Origin of the sequence: Streptomyces sp. NPDC093094, from assembly GCF_044754345.1 — a bacterium.
Lineage (GTDB): Bacteria > Actinomycetota > Actinomycetes > Streptomycetales > Streptomycetaceae > Streptomyces.
On the sequence record NZ_JBIVOX010000002.1, the window covers coordinates 615,255 to 634,676 of the forward strand.

The following is a 19,422-nucleotide window of genomic DNA, read 5'->3' on the forward strand; positions in this document are numbered from 1 at the left end:
CCGAAGGATGGTTTGACCCCTGTCGGGAGTCGGCCTCCGGCTCGGACCTTGGTCGTACGACCCACGCTGTCACGGCCCCTCGGACACCCCGTTCGTGAACGGCGTGTGGCAGTCCCGTTGCAGCCCCGCCCGACTCCTTGAGCCCCTCCCGCACCCGGCCCTACGGTCGTCGTACCGAGTCCGACAGGAACCGACGCCCCTGGCGGACTCGCCCACGGCCGTGTGCCCGAGTGGTTCAGGGAGTCGCCTGCAAAGCGACTTACGCGGGTTCGATTCCCGCCACGGCCTCCACACCTCACCCGGTGCTGTCCCGAGCACCCGAGCGGTTCAGGGAGTCGCCCGCGCCGCATCCGTCAGCGGGCTCCGCCCGCGGAGACCTACGCGGGTTCGATTCCCGCCACGGCCTCCACACGCTCCCCGGCCCCCGGGTGGTTCAGGGGGTCGCCTGTGCGGCGTTCAGCAGTGTGCTCTCCCGGCGTACCTGCCAGAGGGAGAAGGCGAGGGTGGAGACGTCCTGGCTCAGCGGGTGGAGGGTGCCCTCCGGCTCGCTCCAGTCGAGGACCTCGCCCGTGCGGCCGTCGAGAAGCACGCTGCTGTCCTCGGTGAGCCGGCCGAGGCGTATCAGACGGTCGAGGCCGGCCGCGGGCAGCGGCACGTCCGGGCGCTCCTCCGCGTGGTACTCCCGCAGCGGCGCCAGCGGCGCGTCCGTGTCCAGGTGGAAGAGGAACCCCTCCTCCGGCAGGCCCGTCTCGCGCAGGAAGCGGCGCGTCGGCTCATGGGCCAGCGCCGCGGGGAAGTCGACGTCCTCGAAGCGGACGACGCGGCCCCGGCCGAACTCCCGGTCCAGCAGGCGGTAGGGAAGGTCGAGGGCCAGCCCGGAGCGGCCCTGCGCGAACTTCGGCGGCAGCCCCAGTGACAGCTCGCTCGTCAGCAGACTCATGACTCCCCCGTGATTCCCCCGTGCGCGTTCGTGCCCAGGGGCGGCGGCCGCCTCGGATCCTCGCAGCCCCGCCCACTGCCAGAAGACTACGCGCCCCCACTGACAGCGGCCCCACCTGCGCGGGCCCACGAAAGGCCGGGAACCGGCCCGGGCCTCACCGGCCCGTGACCACCGCCGCCTGCGGCCTGATCGGCAGCCGGTTCACCGGCCGCCCGGTCGCCGCCCGCACCGCGGACGCGATCGCCGCCGGCGAGGCGACCACCGGCACGGCGCTGACCGCCTTGGCCCCGAACGGCGCGACCACGTCCCGCTCCTCGACCAGCTTCACGATCCGGATGTCCGGCGCGTCCAGGGCCGTCGGCAGCGCGTAGCCGGTCAGATCGGGGTGCCGGATCGTGCCGCGGGGCGTCCGCAGGTTCTCGGTGAGCGCGATGCCCACACCCTGCGTGACCCCGGCCTCGATCCGCGCCGCGACCTGCGCCGGGTTCAGCACCCGCCCCACGTCCTGCGCGACGGCCAGCTCCACGACCCGCACGGAGCCCAGCTCCACGTCGACGTCCACCACGGCACGGATCGCGCAGAACGCGAGCCCCACGAACGCGTCGCCCTGCCCGGCCTCGTCCAGCGGCTCGGTGGGATGCGGGCGGCACTGGGCGGTCGCCCACAGTTCCTTGCCCTCCATCGCCTCCGCGACGGTGGTCGACAGGACCCCGTCGTACGAGGTGATCTTCCCGTCGGCGATCTGCAGCAGCTCGGTGGACATGCCGAACTTGTGCGCCAGCGGCTGGAGAAGCTGCGTGCGGACCATCTTCGCCGCGCGCTCCACCGCCCCGCCCGACACCCAGGTGTGCCGTCCCCGGCAGCCCGGACCGGCCGGCGGCTGGTCGGTGTCGACGGGCGCGACATGCACCTCCTCGACGCCCAGGGTCTCCTGCACGACCTGCCGGGCGAGCGTGCTGAAGCCCTGCCCCGTCTCGACGGCCGCGCACAGCACCGTCGCCACGCCGTCCTGGACCTTCACCGTCGCGGTGGAGACCTCGTCGGTGCCCTCCGCGCCGAGCATGTGCACCATGCCCAGGCCGTAGCCCACGCCCCGGCGCACCGCGCCCGGCTCGCCCGCGCCCTCGGGTCCGCCGGGCAGCAGCCACTCGTCCTCGGGGGTGTCCTTGGGCAGTGCGGGCAGCGGGAAGTCCCTTACCGCCTGGAGGAGTTCGGCCACCGGGGCCGGGCAGGTCACCGTCTGGCCGATGGGCAGCACGTCACCGGTGGCCAGCACGTTGCGCAGGCGCAGCTCGGCCGGGTCGACGCCGATCTTCCTGGCGAGCTTGTCCATCTGGGCCTCGTAGGCCGCGCACACCTGCATCGCGCCCTCGCCGCGCACATGGCCGGAGGGCGGGTTGTTGGTGCGTACCGCCCAGCCCTCGATGAAGGCGTTCGGGACGACGTACGGGCCGCAGGCGAAGGAGACGGCCGCGGCGAGCGCCTCGGAGGAGGTGTCGGCGTAGGCGCCCGCGTCGAGCAGGATCTGCGCCTCGACCTTGACCAGCCTGCCCTCGGCGTCGGCGTGGTGGCGGTAGCGCAGCAGCGTCGGATGGCGGTGGACGTGGCCGAGGAAGGACTCCTCGCGGGTCGCCGTCAGTTTCACCGGGCAGCCGGTCCTCAGCGCGAGCAGTCCGAGGGGCAGCTGGAAGCCCTGGTCCTCGCGGTCGGCGGTGGCGCCGGGCACCCCGGTGACGACGACCTTCACCTGCTCGGGCGGCAGGCCGTAGCAGGCGGCGAGGGTGTCGCGGTCGGCGTGCGGGTCGGTGGAGGCGGTGTAGAGCTCGACGCCGCCGTCCGGGCGGGGCACGGCGAGAGCGGCCTCGGCGCCGATGGGGGCGGGGTCCTGGCGGCCGATGCGGTACAGGCCCTCGACGACGATCTCCCCGTCGGCCTCCGGGTCGCCGTGGCGCAGCGGGATGTGCCGGATCAGGTTGCCGTCGGGGTGCAGCGGCTCGGCCTCGAAGGCGTGCTCGGGGTCGGTGACCGGGTCGAGCACCTCGTACTCGACGATGACGGCGGCGGCGGCCATCCGCGCGGTGTCGGGGTGGTCCGCGGCGACGGCGGCGATGGGCTCGCCGTGGTGGCGTACGACGTCGGAGGCGAAGACCGGCCGGTCGGCCGTGCCGCGCCCGTACACGGGCCTGCCGGGCACGTCCTCGTGCGTGACGACCGCGCGGACACCGGGCATCTCGCGCGCGTGGGTGGTGTCGACGGACCGGATGCGCGCGGAGGGGTGCGGCGAGCGCACCACGGCCGCCCACAGCAGGCCCTCGGCCCACAGGTCGGCCGCGTAGGGGAAGGTGCCCTCCGTCTTGGCGCGCGCGTCCGCGGGGGCGAGCGAGGAGCCGAGGCCGTGCGGGATCGGCTCCGGGGCGGGGGCGGCTGCCTCCGCGGAGGTGGTCGCGGTGGCGGCTTCGTTGCTCACGCCTGGCCTCCGTCCTGTCCCTGTCCGTGCCCGTACGGCTGGTCGTGCGGATCGTCGTGGAGATGTTCGTGCGGGGCCGGTGCGCCCGGGGGCAGGCCCGCCTCGAAGGCCGACGGACGGACGCCTCCGGCGCCCGGTCCCGCCTGGTGCGGGATGCGGGCCTCGCCGTCGTGCTCGCCGTCCCCGCCGGCGCTGTGCGCCTCGCGTTCGGCGACGACCTCCTGCACGGCGTCCAGGACGCCCCGGTAGCCCGAGCAGCGGCACAGGTTGCCGCACAGGGCCTGCCGGGTCTCCAGCTCGGTCGGCGCCGGGTTGCCCTCCAGCAGGTCGTGCAGGGTCATCGCCATGCCGGGCACGCAGAAGCCGCACTGCACGGCACCGCACCGCGCGAGCGCGCGCTGCACGTCGGAGGGCCGGCCGTCGGCGGCCAGTCCCTCGACGGTGCGCACCTCGCTGCCGGCCGCGGTGGCCGCGGGCACCAGGCAGGACGCCACCAGCCGGCCGTCCACCTGGACGTTGCAGGCACCGCACTCGCCCTGCGAGCAGCCGTCCTTGGCGCCCGCGAGCCCGAGCCGCTCGCGCAGCACGTAGAGCAGCGACTCGCCGATCCAGGCGTCGGTGACGGGCCGGTCCGCGCCGTTGACCCGCAGGACGTAGGCGGCGAGCGGGTGCTCCTCGGCCGGGGGCGGAGGCAGGTCCGCGGGGGTGTCGGACGCGGCCTCGGCAGCGGCGGCCGGTACGTCGCCGGAGGCGGCGGGGCCGTCGGCCGGGGCGTCGTCGGGGCCGGGCGCGGTCCCGGGGGCGGTCCCGGGGGCGGTCCCGGGGGCGGTCCCGGGCGCGGCCTCGAGGTCCGGGGCGTCCTCGGGGGACGTCACGGTCCCGGCGGACGCGGCGGCCCGGGCCTCGGCGGAGCGCGACGCCCCGGGAGCCATGTCGGGCGTCGCCGCCCGCGCGGACACCTCGCCGCGGGAAGGGGCGTCCGTGCCGGGGTACGTCGCGGGTGCCGTGCCGGGCTCCGCGGGCTCCTCCGCGGCCTCCGGGGCGTCGTGCGCCCCGTCGGCCCCGTCGGGGTCCTCGGACGTGCCGGGGACGGCCTCCCGGGCCTCGGTGTGCGGGTGCCCGGGCAGGGGCTCGCCGTGCGGGCCGGCCGGGTCGTGGTCCTGGAACGGGCCGGCCGCGCCGGTGTCGCCGTACGCGTGGGTGCCGCCGGTCCCGCCGCCCCACGTCCGGTCGTCGTCCTGCGGTGCGGCCCACGGCGCGGACGCGCCGCCCGGCAGCGTGGCCGGGGGCGTGCTGCCCCACTGCTCGACCAGCGAGGACGTGGTGTACTCGCCCGACTCGTCGGGGAGGTCGCCGCCCGCGACCGGGATGGACCACTGGCCGGTGACCTCGTGCCCGGGCGCGGGGGCGGGGGCGTGCTCCTGGGCGTTCGCGTCCTCGAAGGTCCACTGCCCGGTCGCCCCGGGGTGGTAGGTGAAGCGGTCGTCGCCCGCGGTGCCCGTCCCGGGCGCGGGCCACCGGTCCCCCTCGGCGGGTCCGGCCGCCGCCGGCCAGCCGCCGGCGGGGTCGGTGGCCGCGTCGGAGGCGGGGGCCACCGCGATCTGCGGCGGCACATAGCCGTGGCCGGGCGCGGCGAGCGGGCTGTCGGCGGCGAGCAGCGCCTCTATGCCGCCCTCGGGCAGCTTGACGAAGGCGGTGGCGCCGTCGTCGTAGTCGCCCTGGGGCAGCGGGTCCCAGCGCCCCGGTGCCTGGGGCGTGCCCTCTCCGTGCTGGTCGTCGGTCACGACAGTGCCCTCCCCAGTGCTCGTCGGGCCAGCGCGGCGACGGTGCGCCGCAGGTGCAGTACGGCGGGCGGAAGCTCCTGCACCGAACCGTCCTCGGCGGGTACCGGGTCGGGGATGCAGGCGGCGGCGACGTACTCCCCGAACGCCTCCAGGGCCTCGGGGACGATCGCGCGGTCGTTGTCCCAGTCGATGAGCTGGGCGATCCACTGCTCGGCGTCCAGGGGCCTGAGCGGCATCGGCGCTATGGCGCCCACCGCGCAGCGCACACCCCGGCGGGCGGGGTCGAGCACGAGGGCGACGGAGGCGGCCGCGCGGCCGGGGCCGGTGCGGCCCGTGGCCTTGAGGAAGACCTGGGGGGCGTGCAGCAGCGGCACGCGCACGTAGCCGATGAGTTCGCCGCCGCGCAGCATCTCCATGCCGGCCAGCAGGTGCGAGACCGGGATCTCGCGGCGGGCGCCGCCGGGTCCGGCGACGACGACCGTGGCCTCCAGGGCGGCCAGCACGGGCAGCGCGTCACCGGTCGGCGCGGCGGTGGCGATGTTGCCGCCGAGGGTGCCGGCGTTGCGGATGTGCGGCGGTCCGGCGGCACGCGCGGCGGCGGCGAGCGCCGGGATGAGGGCCGCGAAGTCGGGTCGGCCCATGCGGGCGTGGGTGAGGCCGGCGCCGAGCAGGGCGTGGCCGTCCTGGTACTGCCAGCCGCGGATCTCGCTGATGCGGCCGAGGCCGACCAGCGCGGTGGGCCTGAGCTGCCCGGAGTTGACGGCGGCCATCAGATCGGTGCCGCCCGCGACGGGCACGGCCGCGGGCATGGCGGAGAGCGCCGCCACGGCCTCGTCCAGCGTCGTGGGCAGCGTGACGGCCTGCGCCGCCCGTGGTGCGTGCGTGGTCAAACCGGCTGCCCCTTCCCGCTGCCCCGCCTGGTCCCACCTGTGTTGCCGTACGGTACGTGCTGACAAGGCGGACGTGGCAACTCTGGCACATCATCGCAGGGGCCGGACGCGGGGGTCCGCTAGGAGGCATTCGCCCACCTCATCGAGGGGATGGCCGGTTTTCGCGTGACTTCATCGATGTGTGCTAATTGACACTCTTCGGTGACGGCCGGGCGTTTTCGTGTCATCGGTCCGGGCCGGGGTCACCGGTTCGGCGGCGGCCCCTCCAGCGGGCGTCCGGGCACCCCGGGCCGCCGCTGCCACGGCCGGGGCCCGGCAGGTGGCCGATAGGCGACGCCCAGGGCGTCCAGCCGCCGGTAGTGCGTGCTCATCCGGCGCTCGAAGTCCCCGAAGTCCCTCGCCCGCGGGCCGGGCAGGGCGCTCCAGGCCACCTCGGCGAAGGCCGCGAGCCGGGGGAACGTCTGGTAGTCCACCCGCGCGCGGTCCTCCGTCACCTCGGTCCACACATTGGCCTGGGTGCCGATCACGTGCCGTGCCTCGCTCCCGGTGAGCGCGGGCGGAACCGGTTCGAAGCGGTAGACGTCCTCCAGGGTGCGGACGTAGCCGATGGGGACGGGCTCGTCCGCACCTCCGTCCTGGCGGTGGTCCAGGTACACGTGCTGCTCGGGGCACATGACGACGTCGTGGCCGGCCCGCGCGGCGGCGATCCCGCCCTCGTAGCCGCGCCAGGAGGAGACGGCGGCGCCTTCCGCGAGCCCGCCCTCCAGGATCTCGTCCCAGCCGATCAGCCTGCGTCCGCGCGCGGAGAGCCACCGGTCGAAGTGGCCGACGAACCATGCCTGGAGTTCGTCCTCGCCGGCCAGTCCGAGTTCTTCCGTACGGGCCTGTGCGGCGGGTGAGCGCCGCCACTGCTCCTTCGGGCACTCGTCCCCGCCGATGTGCACGAACTCGCCCGGAAACAGGTTCAGCAGTTCCTCGAACACCCCCTCGTAGAACCGCAGGGTGGTGTCGGTGGGGGCGAGTACGTTGGGGGAGATCCCCCAGTTGTCCCAGACGGTGAGAGCGGTGGTGTCGACGACGTCGGTGTTGCCGAGTTCCGGATAGGCGGCGATGGCCGCCTGCGAGTGCCCGGGTACGTCGATTTCCGGGACGACGGCGATATGCCGCTCGGCCGCATAGGCCACGATCTCGCGGATGTCGTCCTGGGTGTAGAAGCCCCCGTGCGGCTTCTCCTCCCACAGCGGTGAGGCGCGGTGTCCGAATTTCGTCCGGGCCCGCCAGGATCCGGTCCCGGTCAGCCGCGGGTACCGCTCGATCTCCACGCGCCAGCCCTGGTCGTCCGTCAGGTGCAGATGGAGCACGTTGAGTTTGTGGGCGGCCATCAGGTCGAGATAGCGCAGGACACCGTCCACGGGCATGAAGTGCCGGGCCACGTCGAGCATGAGGCCCCGCCAGCCGAAGCGCGGGGAGTCCTCGACGGTGACCCGCGGAAGCTCCCAGGACTCCCGCGGCCGCACCGGTGCCCGGCGGAAGGCGTCGGGGCCGAGCAGCTGCCGGAAGGTCTGGGCGCCCCAGAACACCCCGGCCGCGCTGCCGCCCTGGATACGGCACGAGCCGGTGCCGCTGACCAGGCGGTAGCCCTCCGGCGGCAGGTCCGGCTCGATGCTCAGCACCACCCGCCGGGCGGGGTCGCCCGTCTCCGGGAAGGGCAGGCCCGTGGCCGCGCCGACCGTGGCGCGCAGCCAGCGCGCGACGCCCTCCGTGCCGGGCCCCGCCTCCAGGGCCGTACCGCCGTCGAGGCGCGTGCGCTCTTCGGCACCCTCGCCGCCGCGCACGAGCGTCGGCGCCGGGATCAGTTCCGCCGTCCGTGTCATCTCAGTCCTTTACCGCTCCGCCCAGTCCGGAGACCAGACGCCGTTGTACGAGTACGAAGAACACCAGCACCGGAATCGTCATCACCGTGGACGCCGCCATGACGCCGCCCCAGTCCGGATCCTCCGGCTTGTAGAACACCAGCAGCGCCATCGGCAGGGTGGACTGCGAGGTGTCGCTGATGATGAAGGACTTGGCATACAGGAAGTCGTTCCAGGCGGAGATGAAGGAGAACACGCTCGTGGCCACCAGACCGGGCAGGACGAGCGGGAAAAGGATCTGCCACAGAAAGCGCGCCCGGCTCGCCCCGTCGAGGTGAGCGGCCTCCTCCAGCGTCTCCGGAACGGCTTTCACGAACCCCCGCAGCATCCAGATCGCGAAGGGCAGCGAGAAGGCGATGTGGGGCAGGATCAGGGACCCCAGGGTGTTCAGCTGGCCGAAGTCCCGCATGAGGAAGAACATCGGGATGGTGAGCGCTTCCACGGGCACCATCTGGGCGATCAGGAACATCACCATCAGAGTGGTCCGGAAGCGGAACCGGAATCGCGTCACGGCCACTGCGGCGAGAAAGGCGATCAGCGCCGAGGCGATCACCACACTCACCGCGACGACCACGCTGTTGACGAAGTAGCGGCCGAATTCCTGCTGCCCGAAGACCCGCCGGAACGCGTCCAGGGTGGGCGCCGACGTCCACGGCCGGGGCTCGGCCGACTCGATCTCCCCGGCCGGCCGGAAGGCACCGAGGACCATCCAGTAGAGCGGAAAGGCGACGACGGCCGCGATCAGCAGCGCGCTCCCCTCGGCGGCCGACCGCCAGGGCCGCCGCGGCAGCGCGCGGGGCGCCCTCACAGCTCCTCCCCCTGCCGGCGCAGCAGCCGCAGGTACAGCAGCGTCACCGCGAGCAGGATCAGCAGCATCACGACGCCGATCGCCGCGCCGAGGCCGTACTGCGAGGACGCGAACGCCTGCTGGTAGGCGTAGACGTTCAGCACGAGGTTCTGGCCCGCGATGCCGCCGCCGCCCGTCATGACGTAGATCTGCGTGAAGACCTTGAAGTCCCAGATGACGGACTGGAGGGTGACGACGACCAGGACGGGCCGCAGCATCGGCGCGAGCACCGACCGCCAGATCCGCCACTGCGAGGCACCGTCCAGGGCCGCCGCCTCCAGCACCTCGGCGGGGACCGCGCGGATCCCGGCGTACACCGTCACCATGACGAACGGGAAGGAGCACCAGACCACTTCCAGCAGCACCAGGAGGAACGCGCTGGAGCGCCCGTACGTCCAGGAGAAGCCGTCCAGTCCGAGGACCCGGTTCACCGGGCCGAAGTCGGGGTCGAAGAGGAACAGCCACACCGTCGAGCCGGTGACGGCCGGGGTGGCCCAGGCTCCGAGGGCCGCCAGCATCAGGGCCAGCCGCGGCAGGGCGCGCACCCGGGTGAGCAGCACGGCGAGGGCGCAGCCGACCGTCAGGGTCGACACGACGCAGGCCGCCGCGAACAGCACGGTCGCCAGCAGCACCTGCCGGAACCGCTCGTCCCCGAACAGCTCGGAGTAGTTGGCCAGCCCCCGGAAGGAGACCGGCTCGCCTCCGCTGACCTGTGCCTGGGTGTACTCGAGGAGCGAGATCAGGCCGAGCTGGTACACGGGGTAGACGAGGAGCGCGCCGAGGACGAGGAGGGCGGGCGCGAGGTGGAGCCAGGGAGTGCCGGCCCGGCCCCTCACCCGGCGGCCCCGAACGCCTCGTCCATCTCGCGGGCCGCGTCCCCGGCGGCGGCGGCCACGTCCTTCTTCCCGCTGACGATCTCCTGGAACATGGTCGGCAGCACCTGTGAGGCGTCGATCCGCGCCCATGCGGGCGAGGCGGGCACGAACTTCGTCCCCGCGGCCAGCGTCTCGACGAAGGGCGCCACGAACGGCTCCCGGGCCGCGGCCTCGCGCCGTACGTCGGAGTACGTCGGCAGGAAGCCCATCGCGTCGAACAGTTCGCCCTGGGTGCGCTTGGCGGCCAGCCGCTTCATCAGGTCGACGGCGAGCGTGCGGTGGGACGTGCTCCTGAGCACGCCGATGTTGTTGCCGCCCGCGAAGGCCGGCGCGACGGAGCCTGCGCGCAGACCGGGCAGCGGCACGACGGCGTATCTGCCCCTGACCTCGCCCGCCTCGACGGCGGCATGGCTGAAGTCGCCCGCGATCGCCATGGCCGCCTTCCCCGCGGCGAAGGCGGTGACGGTGTCGTTGCCGGTCATGCCGGCGCAGACGGCGACGGGGCAGTTGTCGTCGCCGAACAGGGAGGTGTACGCCGCGATGCCCTTGCGGGCGGCGGCGCTGTCGACGGCGGACGTCCAGGAGCCGTCCCGGCCGGTGGCGAGTTCGCCGCCGTGCGCCCAGACGAAGGGCAGGGCGCCGTAGGTGTAGGCGCCACCGACGGCGAGACCGTACAGGTCCGGCCGGGCCTTCCTGATCCGCTTGGCCGTGGCGATCAGCTCGGCCTGGCTGCGGGGCGCCTCCAGGCCGAGCCGGGCGAACACGTCGGTGCGGTAGTACAGGGCGCGCACGCCGACGAAGAACGGGGCGCCGTAGACCTTGCCGTCGACGGTGACCGAGCGGCGTGCGGTGGGGTCGGTGTCGGCGGACTCCGGCCAGGCGGCGAAATCCTTCGTCACGTCCAGCAGTCCGCCGTCGCGGACGTGGCCGGCGGTGTCGGTGTTGCCGTACTCGACGACGTCCGGGGCGCTCGCGGGGTCGTTGAAGGCGGCCTTGATGCGCTGGGCGCGGGTCTCGACGGGGATGTACTCGACGGTGACGTCGGTGCCGTCGTGCGACTTCTCGAAGACGTCGACGACGGAGGCGACGATCTTCTCCTTGGGCTTGTTGTCGACCTCCTGGAAGAGCCAGACGCGCAGGGTGCCGGACCTGTCGTCCTCGGCGGAGGTGCGGCCGGACGACTGGGGGGCGCAGGCGGCGAGGAGTAAAGCGGCGAGGGCCAGGAGGGCCGGGCCAGGGGACGGCTTCATGGGAAGTGATCCTCCGCGTGTTGCAGCATACGCAATGGGGGTTTCGCTCTGCACAACACCAGGGAGGCTATGGACTGCACGAACAGGTCCACAAGAGGTCTGAACCACTTCGTGACACTCGAAGGCCCGGTGACGCACGGGACCCGGTGACACACGGGACTGGTGACACACGAGGCCCGGCGGCACACGCGGGGCCCATGACGCACGAAGGCCCCCGGAAACGCGCCGTGACGCGTCTTCCGGGGGCCTTGCGCCGGTCCGTCCGACCGGGCCGGGCTACTTCTTGTCGCCGCCCTTGCCCTTGTCGTCGCCGCCGGACCCCATGGAGTCGTAGATCTCCTTGCACATGGGGCACACGGGGTACTTCTTCGGGTCACGGCCAGGCACCCACACCTTGCCGCAGAGCGCCACGACGGGGGTCCCGTCGAGGGCGCTCGCCATGATCTTGTCCTTCTGGACGTAGTGGGCGTAGCGCTCGTGGTCGCCGTCGCCGTGGGAAGTCTGCGGCGTGGGCTCGACGAGGGTCCCGGTACCAGTCCCGCGCTCGGGCTCAAGAGTGCTCATACGGCCAAGGGTACTGAAGCTCGCACGCATCAGTTGAGCGACGGGTCGTCCGGATAGGTGGCGACCATCGCCAGCTCGCTGCGCTGACGGCGCAGCACTTCGCGCCAGAGCCGCTCGGGTTCCGGGGAGGAGACGTCACCGGGCTCGGACTCGACGACGTACCAGGCGCCGTCCACCAGTTCGTCCTCCAGCTGGCCCGGACCCCAGCCGGCGTATCCGGCGAAGATGCGCAGCGAGCCGACCGCGGAGGCGAGCAGCTCGGGCGGGGCCTCCAGGTCGACCAGCCCGATCGCCCCGTGGACCCGGCGCCAGCCCAGAGGGGTGCCGTCGGCGGCGGAGCCGCCCGGGATCACCGCGACGCCGAGGGCCGAGTCGAGGGAGACGGGGCCGCCCTGGAAGACCACGCCCGGCTCACCCGCCAGGTCCGCCCACGCCTCCAGGATGTCGCCCACGCCGACCGGCGTGGGGCGGTTGAGGACGACCCCGAGGGAACCCTCCTCGTCGTGGTCGAGAAGGAGCACCACCGCGCGGTCGAAGTTCGGGTCCGCCAGGGCGGGCGTGGCCACGAGCAGCCGCCCTGTGAGCGAGGACACCTCGGTCATGCCAGACATGATCCCGCATCTTGCCCGGATGTGGGGAGCCAATCACCCTTCGCGCGTGCGCGCAGCTCAGGGCGCGTGGGTGCGACCCCGGCGCACGGTGACCCCATGTGCCCGTGTTGGCACGGTTCGTGTTGTGACAGAGATATGACGGAACGAGGGCCTCCTCGGGCTTACGGACGGGGGGCCGACGGCGATTACTCTTCTCTCTCTGGCCCCTGCCCCAACCCCACGGAACGCGAGATTCATGACCGTCAACGACGATGTCCTGCTTGTCCACGGCGGAACCCCGCTGGAGGGCGAGATCCGTGTCCGCGGTGCGAAGAACCTCGTACCGAAGGCCATGGTCGCCGCGCTGCTGGGCAGCGCGCCGAGCCGGCTGCGCAACGTTCCGGACATCCGCGACGTGCGGGTCGTACGCGGGCTGCTGCAGCTGCACGGGGTGACGGTCCGCCCCGGTGACGAGCCGGGTGAGCTGGTCCTCGACCCGTCGCACGTGGAGAGCGCGAACGTCGCTGACATCGATGCCCACGCGGGCTCGTCGCGCATCCCGATCCTCTTCTGCGGCCCGCTGCTGCACCGTCTCGGCCACGCCTTCATCCCCGGGCTCGGCGGCTGCGACATCGGCGGCCGGCCCATCGACTTCCACTTCGAGGTGCTGCGGCAGTTCGGGGCGACGATCGAGAAGCGCGCCGACGGCCAGTACCTGGAGGCTCCGCAGCGGCTGCGCGGCACGAAGATCCGGCTGCCCTACCCGTCGGTCGGCGCGACCGAGCAGGTGCTGCTGACGGCCGTCCTCGCGGAGGGCGTCACGGAGCTGTCGAACGCGGCCGTCGAGCCGGAGATCGAGGACCTCATCTGCGTGCTGCAGAAGATGGGCGCGATCATCGCGATCGACACCGACCGCACGATCCGCATCACCGGTGTGGACAAGCTCGGCGGCTACACCCACCGCGCCCTGTCGGACCGTCTGGAGGCCGCCTCGTGGGCGTCCGCGGCGCTGGCGACCGAGGGCGACATCTACGTCCGCGGCGCCCAGCAGCGCTCGATGATGACGTTCCTGAACACCTACCGGAAGGTGGGCGGCGCCTTCGAGATCGACGACGAGGGCATCCGCTTCTGGCACCCCGGCGGGCAGCTGAAGTCCATCGCGCTGGAGACGGACGTGCACCCCGGCTTCCAGACCGACTGGCAGCAGCCGCTGGTGGTCGCCCTGACGCAGGCGACGGGCCTGTCGATCGTCCACGAGACGGTCTACGAGTCCCGCCTCGGCTTCACCTCCGCGCTGAACCAGATGGGCGCCCACATCCAGCTCTACCGCGAGTGCCTGGGCGGCTCCGACTGCCGCTTCGGCCAGCGCAACTTCCTGCACTCCGCGGTCGTCTCCGGGCCGACCCGGCTCCAGGGCGCCGACCTGGTCATCCCCGACCTGCGCGGCGGCTTCTCGTACCTGATCGCGGCGCTCGCGGCCCAGGGCACCTCCCGGGTCCACGGCATCGAGCTCATCAACCGGGGCTACGAGAACTTCATGGAGAAGCTCGTCGAGCTCGGCGCGAAGGTCGAGCTCCCGGGCAAGGCGCTCTGACAGGCCCACGCACGCCGAAGGGCGGCCACCCGTGCGGGTGGCCGCCCTTCGGCGTCTCCGGCGAGAGCGCCCCGTCGGGGCGCGGGGAACTGCGCGACCGGCCACGGCCGGCCCGCAGTCGCCCACGGCGCCAGATCGAAGCGGCGCTCGGGCGGACTTACTTGCCCTTGGCGGCTTCCTTGAGCTTGGAGCCCGCGGACACCTTCACGCTGAAGCCGGCCGGGATCTGGATGGGCTCGCCGGTCTGCGGGTTGCGCGCGGTGCGAGCGGCACGGTGGGTGCGCTCGAAGGTGAGGAAGCCGGGGATGGTGACCTTCTCGTCGCCCTTGGCGACGACATCGCCGACCACGTCGGCGAACGCGGCCAGCACGGCGTCGGCGTCCTTGCGGGTCACCTCGGCGCGTTCGGCCAGCGCGGCCACCAGCTCACTGCGGTTCATGTTCTTACTCCCGTGTTCTTCTTGCCGTTGGGGCGTGTCACGCGGCGGAGCCGCAATCCGACACAGCGAAGCCGATGCTGCCACGGTCCTCGGACAGTCCCCGGACCCGGGTCCGTCGTCGGACGCTCGCGCCCAGGGACGCATCCTGCCTCTACCTGCGGCGGTAAAGCCAATCCGGCACCCGCAGGAGTCATGAGAACACCCTTGGGAGTCACACGAAACGAGCGCGGAAGCCTGGCCGACACCCTAGAGGCAGATCGGCCGGACCCGGTTCCACGACGCGCCGGGGAGCGGCCGTGGCAAGGTTCACAGCTCATGACCACGCAGGTCAGCCGTGCTGCGCCGTTCCCGCCGCCTTCGCCGCCTCGCGCACCGCGCCCGCGACGGCGCCCGCGACCCTGTCGTTGAAGACGGACGGGATGATGTAGTTGGGGTTCAGCTCGTCCTCGCTCACCACGTCCGCCAGGGCCTTGGCGGCCGCAAGCATCATCTCCGTGTTGACGGTGCGGGACTGGGCGTCCAGCAGACCGCGGAAGACACCCGGGAAGACCAGCACGTTGTTGATCTGGTTGGGGAAGTCGGAGCGGCCGGTGGCCACGACCGCCGCGGTCTGGCGGGCGATCGCCGGGTCCACCTCGGGGTCGGGGTTCGCGAGCGCGAACACGATCGCGCCGTCCGCCATGGCGGCCACGTCGTCGCCGTCCAGGACGTTCGGGGCGGAGACGCCGATGAAGACGTCGGCGCCGCGGACGGCCTCCTTCAGCGTGCCGGTGAGGCCCTCGTGGTTGGTGTTGTCGGCGATCCAGCGCAGCGGGGAGTCGGCCGGGGCGTCGACGAGGTCGGCCCGTCCGGCGTGCACCACACCGTGGATGTCGGCGACGACGGCGCTCTTGACCCCGGCGGCCAGCAGCAGCTTGAGGATGGCCGTACCGGCGGCGCCGGCGCCGGACATGACGACCCGGATGCTCTCGACGGCCTTGCCGGTCACCCGCAGCGCGTTGGTCAGCGCGGCCAGGACGACGATGGCGGTGCCGTGCTGGTCGTCGTGGAAGACGGGGATGTCGAGGGCCTCGCGCAACCGGGCCTCGATCTCGAAGCAGCGGGGCGCGGAGATGTCCTCCAGGTTGATGCCCGCGAAGCCGGGGGCGATGGCCTTGACGATCTCGACGATGGCGTCGGTGTCCTGGGTGTCCAGGCAGAGCGGCCAGGCGTCGATGCCGGCGAAGCGCTTGAAGAGGGCCGCCTTGCCCTCCATGACGGGCAGCGCGGCCTTGGGGCCGATGTTGCCGAGGCCCAGCACGGCGGAGCCGTCCGTCACGACCGCAACGGAGTTGCGCTTGATGGTCAGGCGGCGGGCGTCCTCGGGGTTCTCGGCGATGGCCATGCAGACACGGGCCACACCCGGCGTGTAGACCATGGAGAGGTCGTCACGATTGCGGATGGGGTGCTTGGAGGCCATCTCGATCTTGCCGCCGAGGTGCATCAGGAACGTACGGTCGGAGACCTTGCCGAGCGTGACGCCCTCGATGCCGCGCAGCTTCTCGACGATCTCGTCGGCGTGGCCGGTGGAGGTGGCCGCGATGGTGACGTCGATACGGAGCTTCTCGTGACCGGACGCGGTGACGTCGAGGCCGGTCACCGAGCCTCCGGAGGACTCCACGGCGGTGGTGAGCTGCGATACGGCGGTTCCGCTCGCGGGCACCTCCAGCCGGATCGTCATCGAGTAGGAGACGCTGGGCGCCGTTGCCATGGCCGACTTCCTCTGCTTTTCACCGTGTCGCGAATCGTGCCGTCCGATCGTCGCACCTACCAACGAGTACGTGGTAACCGCACAGGATTGCGGACGTTGTGTTCATGGAGAACGTGAACTTCGGAAAACCAATTCCACGATACGAGAAACGATCTGCCGACGCCACCCGCTGACGGCAGAGATAAAGAAGAGGCCCACGTCACACAGGACGTGGGCCTCTCTCACGTTCATGACACCGACCCGCCATGCTCGCCTCGCGGCAAGTGGTCCCTCTGAGGGACGAAGGTTGGGCCCGGGGGCTTGGATCGGGCCGGTGTCACGACAAGGCTAACAAACGGATGCCGCGGGGCCATTCCCGTGCCGCCGGATCTCCTGAAGTCAGTCCCGCAGCAGGTCGGGGGTCCCGGTCGCGTCCGGCTCGTCCCGCTCCCCCGAGACGACCGTGAGCTGCTGGGTCGCCCGGGTGAGGGCCACGTACAGCACCCGCAGGCCGGCCGGGGACTCGTCGGCGATCTCCGCCGGGGAGACCACCACCGTCGCGTCGTACTCCAGGCCCTTGGCCTCCAGGCTGCCGAGCGCCACCACCCGGTCGCCGAGCCCGGCCAGCCAGCGCCGCGCCTCCTCGCGCCGGTTCATCGCGACGACGACGCCGACGGTGCCGTCCACCCGCTCCAGCAGCCGCCCGGCCTCCTCGCGCACGCTCGCGCCGAGGGAGTCCCCCACGACGGCGAAGCGCGGGACGACACCGGTGGAACGCACCGCCGACGGGGACTTCGCGCCCGGCATGGCCAGGGCCAGCACCTTCGCGGCGAGCTCGGCGATCTCCGCGGGGTTGCGGTAGTTCACGGTCAGCTCGAAACGGCGGCGCGGACGGGTGCCCAGCGCCTCGTCACGGGCCTGCGCCGCCTCGTCCGGGTCGGACCAGGAGGACTGGGCCGGGTCGCCGACGACCGTCCAGGTGGCGTGCCGGCCGCGGCGGCCGACCATGCGCCACTGCATCGGCGTGAGGTCCTGCGCCTCGTCGACGATGACGTGGGCGTACTCCGTGCGCTCCTGGGCCAGCCGCTCGGCGCGCTCGCGCTGCGACTCCTCGCGCACGGGCATCAGCTCCTCCAGACCGGTGAGCTGGTCCAGCGGATCGAGCTCGCGCCTCCTGCGCGGGCGCGCGGGGGCGCCGAGGATCGCCTGGAGCTCGTCGAGCATGGCGATGTCGTGGACCGTGCGGCCCTCACGCCTGAGGGAACGGGCGACCCTGCGGACCTCGCCCGGGTTCAGGATGCGCCGGGCCCAGCGGCCGAGCCGCCGTTCGTCGGCCATGGCGGCGAGGACGGCGTTCGGGGTCAGCTCCGGCCACCAGGCGTCGAGGAACGCGATGAAGGAGTCCTCGCTCGTGACGTCCTCGTCGAAGGAGGAGCGCAGCTCGGCGGCGAGCTCCGGGTCGCTGTGCCGGCCGGCGCCGCCGGACTGCGCCCACAGCGCGTCCAGCAGCAGCTTGCGGGCGCGCGGGCGCAGCAGGTTCACCGGGGCGGTGCCGCCGAGGGCGGTGCGGCGCACCCGGTCCAGCTCGGCGGCCTCCAGTTCCAGCCGGCGGCCGAAGGCGACGACCCGCAGCCGGTCCGGAGAATCGTTCAGCTCCAGGGCTCCGCGGGCGGCCTTCCGCAGCACCTTCAGCATGCGGTAGGAGCCCTTGGCGCGAGCCGTGGACGGGGCGTCGTACAGCGTGGCCTCGACCCCGTCGACGAGCGAGCCGATCGCCCGGATGGCGACCTGGCCCTCCTCGCCGAGGGAGGGCAGCACGCCCTCGGTGTAGGCCACGAGCAGCGGGGTCGGCGAGACGATCAGGATGCCGCCCGCGTAGCGGCGCCGGTCCTGGTAGAGCAGGTAGGCCGCGCGGTGCAGGGCGACGGCGGTCTTGCCGGTGCCGGGGCCGCCCTCGACGTACGTCACGGAGGCGGCGGGCGCGCGGATCACCAGGTCCTGCTCGGCCTGGATGGAGGAGACGATGTCCCGCATGGTGTGGCTGCGGGCCTGGCCGAGGGCGGCCATCAGGGCACCGTCGCCGATGACGGCCAGCTCCTGTCCGCCGAGGGAGGCCCTCAGCTCGGGACGCATCAGGTCGTCCTCGACCCCGAGCACCTTGCGGCCCTTGGAGCGGATGACCCGGCGGCGCACGACCCGGCCCGGGTCGACGGGGGTGGAGCGGTAGAAGGGTGCCGCGGCGGGGGCCCGCCAGTCGATGACCAGCGGGGCGTAGTCCGCGTCGAGCACGCCGATCCGGCCGATGTGCAGGGTCTCGGCGATGTCGGCGGTGCCGTCCTGGCGCACGGCGCCCTCGGCCGGCTCCACCGCCGTGTAGGCGCCGTCGGGCCCCTTCTTGCCGTCCTTGCCGAACAGCAGGTCGATCCGGCCGAACAGGAAGTCCTCGAACTCGTTGTTCAGCCGATTGAGATGGACGCCCGCGCGGAAGACCTGCGCGTCCCTCTCGGCGAGCGCGCCGGGCGTGCCCACCTGGCCGCGCTGGGCGGCGTCGTGCATGAGGAACTCCGCCTCGTGGATCTTCTCCTCGAGGCGTCGGTACACGCGGTCCAGGTGTTCCTGTTCGACGCTGATCTCACGGTCACGGACCGAGTCCTGGACCGAGCCGACCGCGGTTTCCTGTTGAGCCTGAGCGGCCACCGGGCCCCCTTCTGACGTGCTGGGCAGCCGTCAACCGTACGCGAAGGGGGCCCCTGGAGGCTACGCGTCGACCTCGACGAGCCGCTTCCCGCCGAAGGTCATCACCTCGAAGTGGTCGATCTGGTTCGGCTCGAAGGCGGCGCCGCCGTGGACGTAGAGCGGCTGACGGGCCTGCTCCGCGGCGGAGTCCGGGATGCCGTAGCCCCAGTTCGGGACGGACCAGGTGGTCACCGTCTCACGCTCGCCGTTCTTGCCGACGGCGATCAGGGAGCACCGCTCGGGCCCCTTGACGTTCTTCAGCTCCAGCACGGCGTGCGTGCCCCATGCCTTCTTCTCCAGCGCGACCGTGGCGCTGACCTGGGTCGTCGGGTCGGTGCCCTTGATCTTGTCGTGCATCACGTCGAACGCCTCCTTGGCGGGGCTCGACGGATGCGCCTCGACCTGGGAGCCGGTGTCGCCGCCGGAGGTCGCCACGGCCACCAGCGGACCGCCGATGATCAGCGCGGCCGCCGCGGCGACGAGGTAGAAGCCGCGCCGGCGCTTGTGCGCACGCCGCTCGGCGACCTCGTCGACCAGACGCTCCACGAGCCGGGGGCTGGGCCTTGCGGAGAGCGACTCCCCGATCGCGGGCGTGCCCGTGTCCGGCAGGTCAGCGAGGGCCGCCAGCATCCCCTCCATCCCGGCGAGCTCGTCGAGCTGCTGGGCGCACCACTCGCAGGTCGCGAGATGCGCTTCGAAAGCGGTTGCTTCGGCGTCGTCGAGAATCCCGAGGGCGTAGGCGCCGACGGTCTCGTGCTCGTTCGGGCCCGTTGATCCCATGGGAGCAGGATGTCCCGTTCCACC

14 protein-coding genes, 1 tRNA gene and 1 pseudogene are annotated in these 19,422 nt (G+C 72.7%); 2 read left to right on the forward strand and 14 right to left on the reverse strand.

Annotated features, from left to right (window positions below; translation table 11 throughout):
• The first annotated feature begins 216 nt into the window (after positions 1-216).
• Positions 217-291 (forward strand) — tRNA-Cys (locus ACIQGV_RS05600).
• Positions 292-460: 169 nt separating this feature from the next.
• Here ACIQGV_RS05600 and ACIQGV_RS05605 read toward each other — a convergent pair.
• From ACIQGV_RS05605 to ACIQGV_RS05650, 10 genes and pseudogenes are all read right to left on the reverse strand, one after another.
• Positions 461-886 (reverse strand): annotated as a pseudogene (locus ACIQGV_RS05605) (SUKH-4 family immunity protein); the annotation flags it as partial.
• 208 nt (positions 887-1,094) lie between these two features.
• On the reverse strand, positions 1,095-3,407 hold the full coding sequence (locus tag ACIQGV_RS05610; RefSeq protein WP_402490844.1) for a xanthine dehydrogenase family protein molybdopterin-binding subunit: 2,313 nt from the start codon (positions 3,405-3,407) through the stop codon (positions 1,095-1,097).
• Positions 3,404-5,191: a 2Fe-2S iron-sulfur cluster-binding protein gene (locus tag ACIQGV_RS05615; RefSeq protein ID WP_402490846.1), complete on the reverse strand. Its 1,788-nt coding sequence runs from the start codon at positions 5,189-5,191 to the stop codon at positions 3,404-3,406. The genes ACIQGV_RS05610 and ACIQGV_RS05615 overlap by 4 nt, the downstream gene beginning before the upstream one ends.
• Positions 5,188-6,081 carry an FAD binding domain-containing protein gene (locus ACIQGV_RS05620; RefSeq protein WP_402490848.1) on the reverse strand — a complete coding sequence of 298 codons (894 nt, stop codon included), beginning with the start codon at positions 6,079-6,081 and terminating at the stop codon, positions 5,188-5,190. The genes ACIQGV_RS05615 and ACIQGV_RS05620 overlap by 4 nt, the downstream gene beginning before the upstream one ends.
• Before the next feature lie 242 nt (positions 6,082-6,323).
• The gene (locus ACIQGV_RS05625; RefSeq protein ID WP_402490851.1) at positions 6,324-7,955 is read right to left on the reverse strand and encodes a beta-N-acetylhexosaminidase; all 1,632 of its coding nucleotides are present in this window, start codon (positions 7,953-7,955) and stop codon (positions 6,324-6,326) included.
• Position 7,956: 1 nt separating this feature from the next.
• Positions 7,957-8,802 carry a carbohydrate ABC transporter permease gene (locus tag ACIQGV_RS05630; protein ID WP_402490853.1) on the reverse strand — a complete coding sequence of 282 codons (846 nt, stop codon included), beginning with the start codon at positions 8,800-8,802 and terminating at the stop codon, positions 7,957-7,959.
• The gene (locus ACIQGV_RS05635) at positions 8,799-9,677 is read right to left on the reverse strand and encodes a carbohydrate ABC transporter permease (protein WP_402490856.1); all 879 of its coding nucleotides are present in this window, start codon (positions 9,675-9,677) and stop codon (positions 8,799-8,801) included. The genes ACIQGV_RS05630 and ACIQGV_RS05635 overlap by 4 nt, the downstream gene beginning before the upstream one ends.
• The gene (locus ACIQGV_RS05640; protein ID WP_402490859.1) at positions 9,674-10,966 is read right to left on the reverse strand and encodes an extracellular solute-binding protein; all 1,293 of its coding nucleotides are present in this window, start codon (positions 10,964-10,966) and stop codon (positions 9,674-9,676) included. Before ACIQGV_RS05640 ends, ACIQGV_RS05635 begins: the two co-directional genes overlap by 4 nt.
• A 276-nt stretch (positions 10,967-11,242) precedes the next feature.
• Positions 11,243-11,530, reverse strand: a complete 288-nt coding sequence (locus ACIQGV_RS05645) for a DUF3039 domain-containing protein (RefSeq protein WP_356690570.1) — start codon at positions 11,528-11,530, stop codon at positions 11,243-11,245.
• A gap of 29 nt (positions 11,531-11,559) precedes the next feature.
• Entirely contained in the window at positions 11,560-12,132 is a 573-nt protein-coding gene (locus ACIQGV_RS05650) for a YqgE/AlgH family protein (RefSeq protein WP_402490862.1), read from the reverse strand.
• Positions 12,133-12,376: 244 nt separating this feature from the next.
• Here ACIQGV_RS05650 and murA point away from each other — a divergent pair, with 244 nt between their 5' ends.
• Entirely contained in the window at positions 12,377-13,714 is a 1,338-nt protein-coding gene (gene murA, locus ACIQGV_RS05655; RefSeq protein WP_402490865.1) for a UDP-N-acetylglucosamine 1-carboxyvinyltransferase, read from the forward strand.
• 157 nt (positions 13,715-13,871) lie between these two features.
• Here murA and ACIQGV_RS05660 read toward each other — a convergent pair whose 3' ends face one another.
• The 4 genes from ACIQGV_RS05660 to ACIQGV_RS05675 all read right to left on the reverse strand — a co-directional run bounded on the left by ACIQGV_RS05660 (position 13,872) and on the right by ACIQGV_RS05675 (position 19,398).
• Positions 13,872-14,153: an HU family DNA-binding protein gene (locus tag ACIQGV_RS05660; protein ID WP_402490868.1), complete on the reverse strand. Its 282-nt coding sequence runs from the start codon at positions 14,151-14,153 to the stop codon at positions 13,872-13,874.
• Positions 14,154-14,481: 328 nt separating this feature from the next.
• Entirely contained in the window at positions 14,482-15,903 is a 1,422-nt protein-coding gene (locus ACIQGV_RS05665; RefSeq protein ID WP_402490870.1) for an NAD-dependent malic enzyme, read from the reverse strand.
• A gap of 378 nt (positions 15,904-16,281) precedes the next feature.
• Complete coding sequence (locus ACIQGV_RS05670) at positions 16,282-18,579, reverse strand: HelD family protein (RefSeq protein ID WP_402490873.1); 2,298 nt, start codon at positions 18,577-18,579, stop codon at positions 16,282-16,284.
• 60 nt (positions 18,580-18,639) lie between these two features.
• Complete coding sequence (locus ACIQGV_RS05675) at positions 18,640-19,398, reverse strand: anti-sigma factor family protein (protein WP_402490876.1); 759 nt, start codon at positions 19,396-19,398, stop codon at positions 18,640-18,642.
• Positions 19,399-19,422: the final 24 nt, after the last annotated feature.

What these genes read in the sequence shown, in the direction of transcription:
- ACIQGV_RS05675 (WP_402490876.1), bottom strand. Translation starts at nt 19,398, where the DNA reads ATGGGATCAACGGGCCCGAACGAGCACGAGACCGTCGGCGCCTACGCC.
- ACIQGV_RS05660 (WP_402490868.1), bottom strand. Translation starts at nt 14,153, where the DNA reads ATGAACCGCAGTGAGCTGGTGGCCGCGCTGGCCGAACGCGCCGAGGTG.
- ACIQGV_RS05665 (WP_402490870.1), bottom strand. Translation starts at nt 15,903, where the DNA reads ATGGCAACGGCGCCCAGCGTCTCCTACTCGATGACGATCCGGCTGGAG.
- ACIQGV_RS05650 (WP_402490862.1), bottom strand. Translation starts at nt 12,132, where the DNA reads ATGACCGAGGTGTCCTCGCTCACAGGGCGGCTGCTCGTGGCCACGCCC.
- ACIQGV_RS05645 (WP_356690570.1), bottom strand. Translation starts at nt 11,530, where the DNA reads ATGAGCACTCTTGAGCCCGAGCGCGGGACTGGTACCGGGACCCTCGTC.
- ACIQGV_RS05625 (WP_402490851.1), bottom strand. Translation starts at nt 7,955, where the DNA reads ATGACACGGACGGCGGAACTGATCCCGGCGCCGACGCTCGTGCGCGGC.
- ACIQGV_RS05640 (WP_402490859.1), bottom strand. Translation starts at nt 10,966, where the DNA reads ATGAAGCCGTCCCCTGGCCCGGCCCTCCTGGCCCTCGCCGCTTTACTC.
- murA (WP_402490865.1), top strand. Translation starts at nt 12,377, where the DNA reads ATGACCGTCAACGACGATGTCCTGCTTGTCCACGGCGGAACCCCGCTG.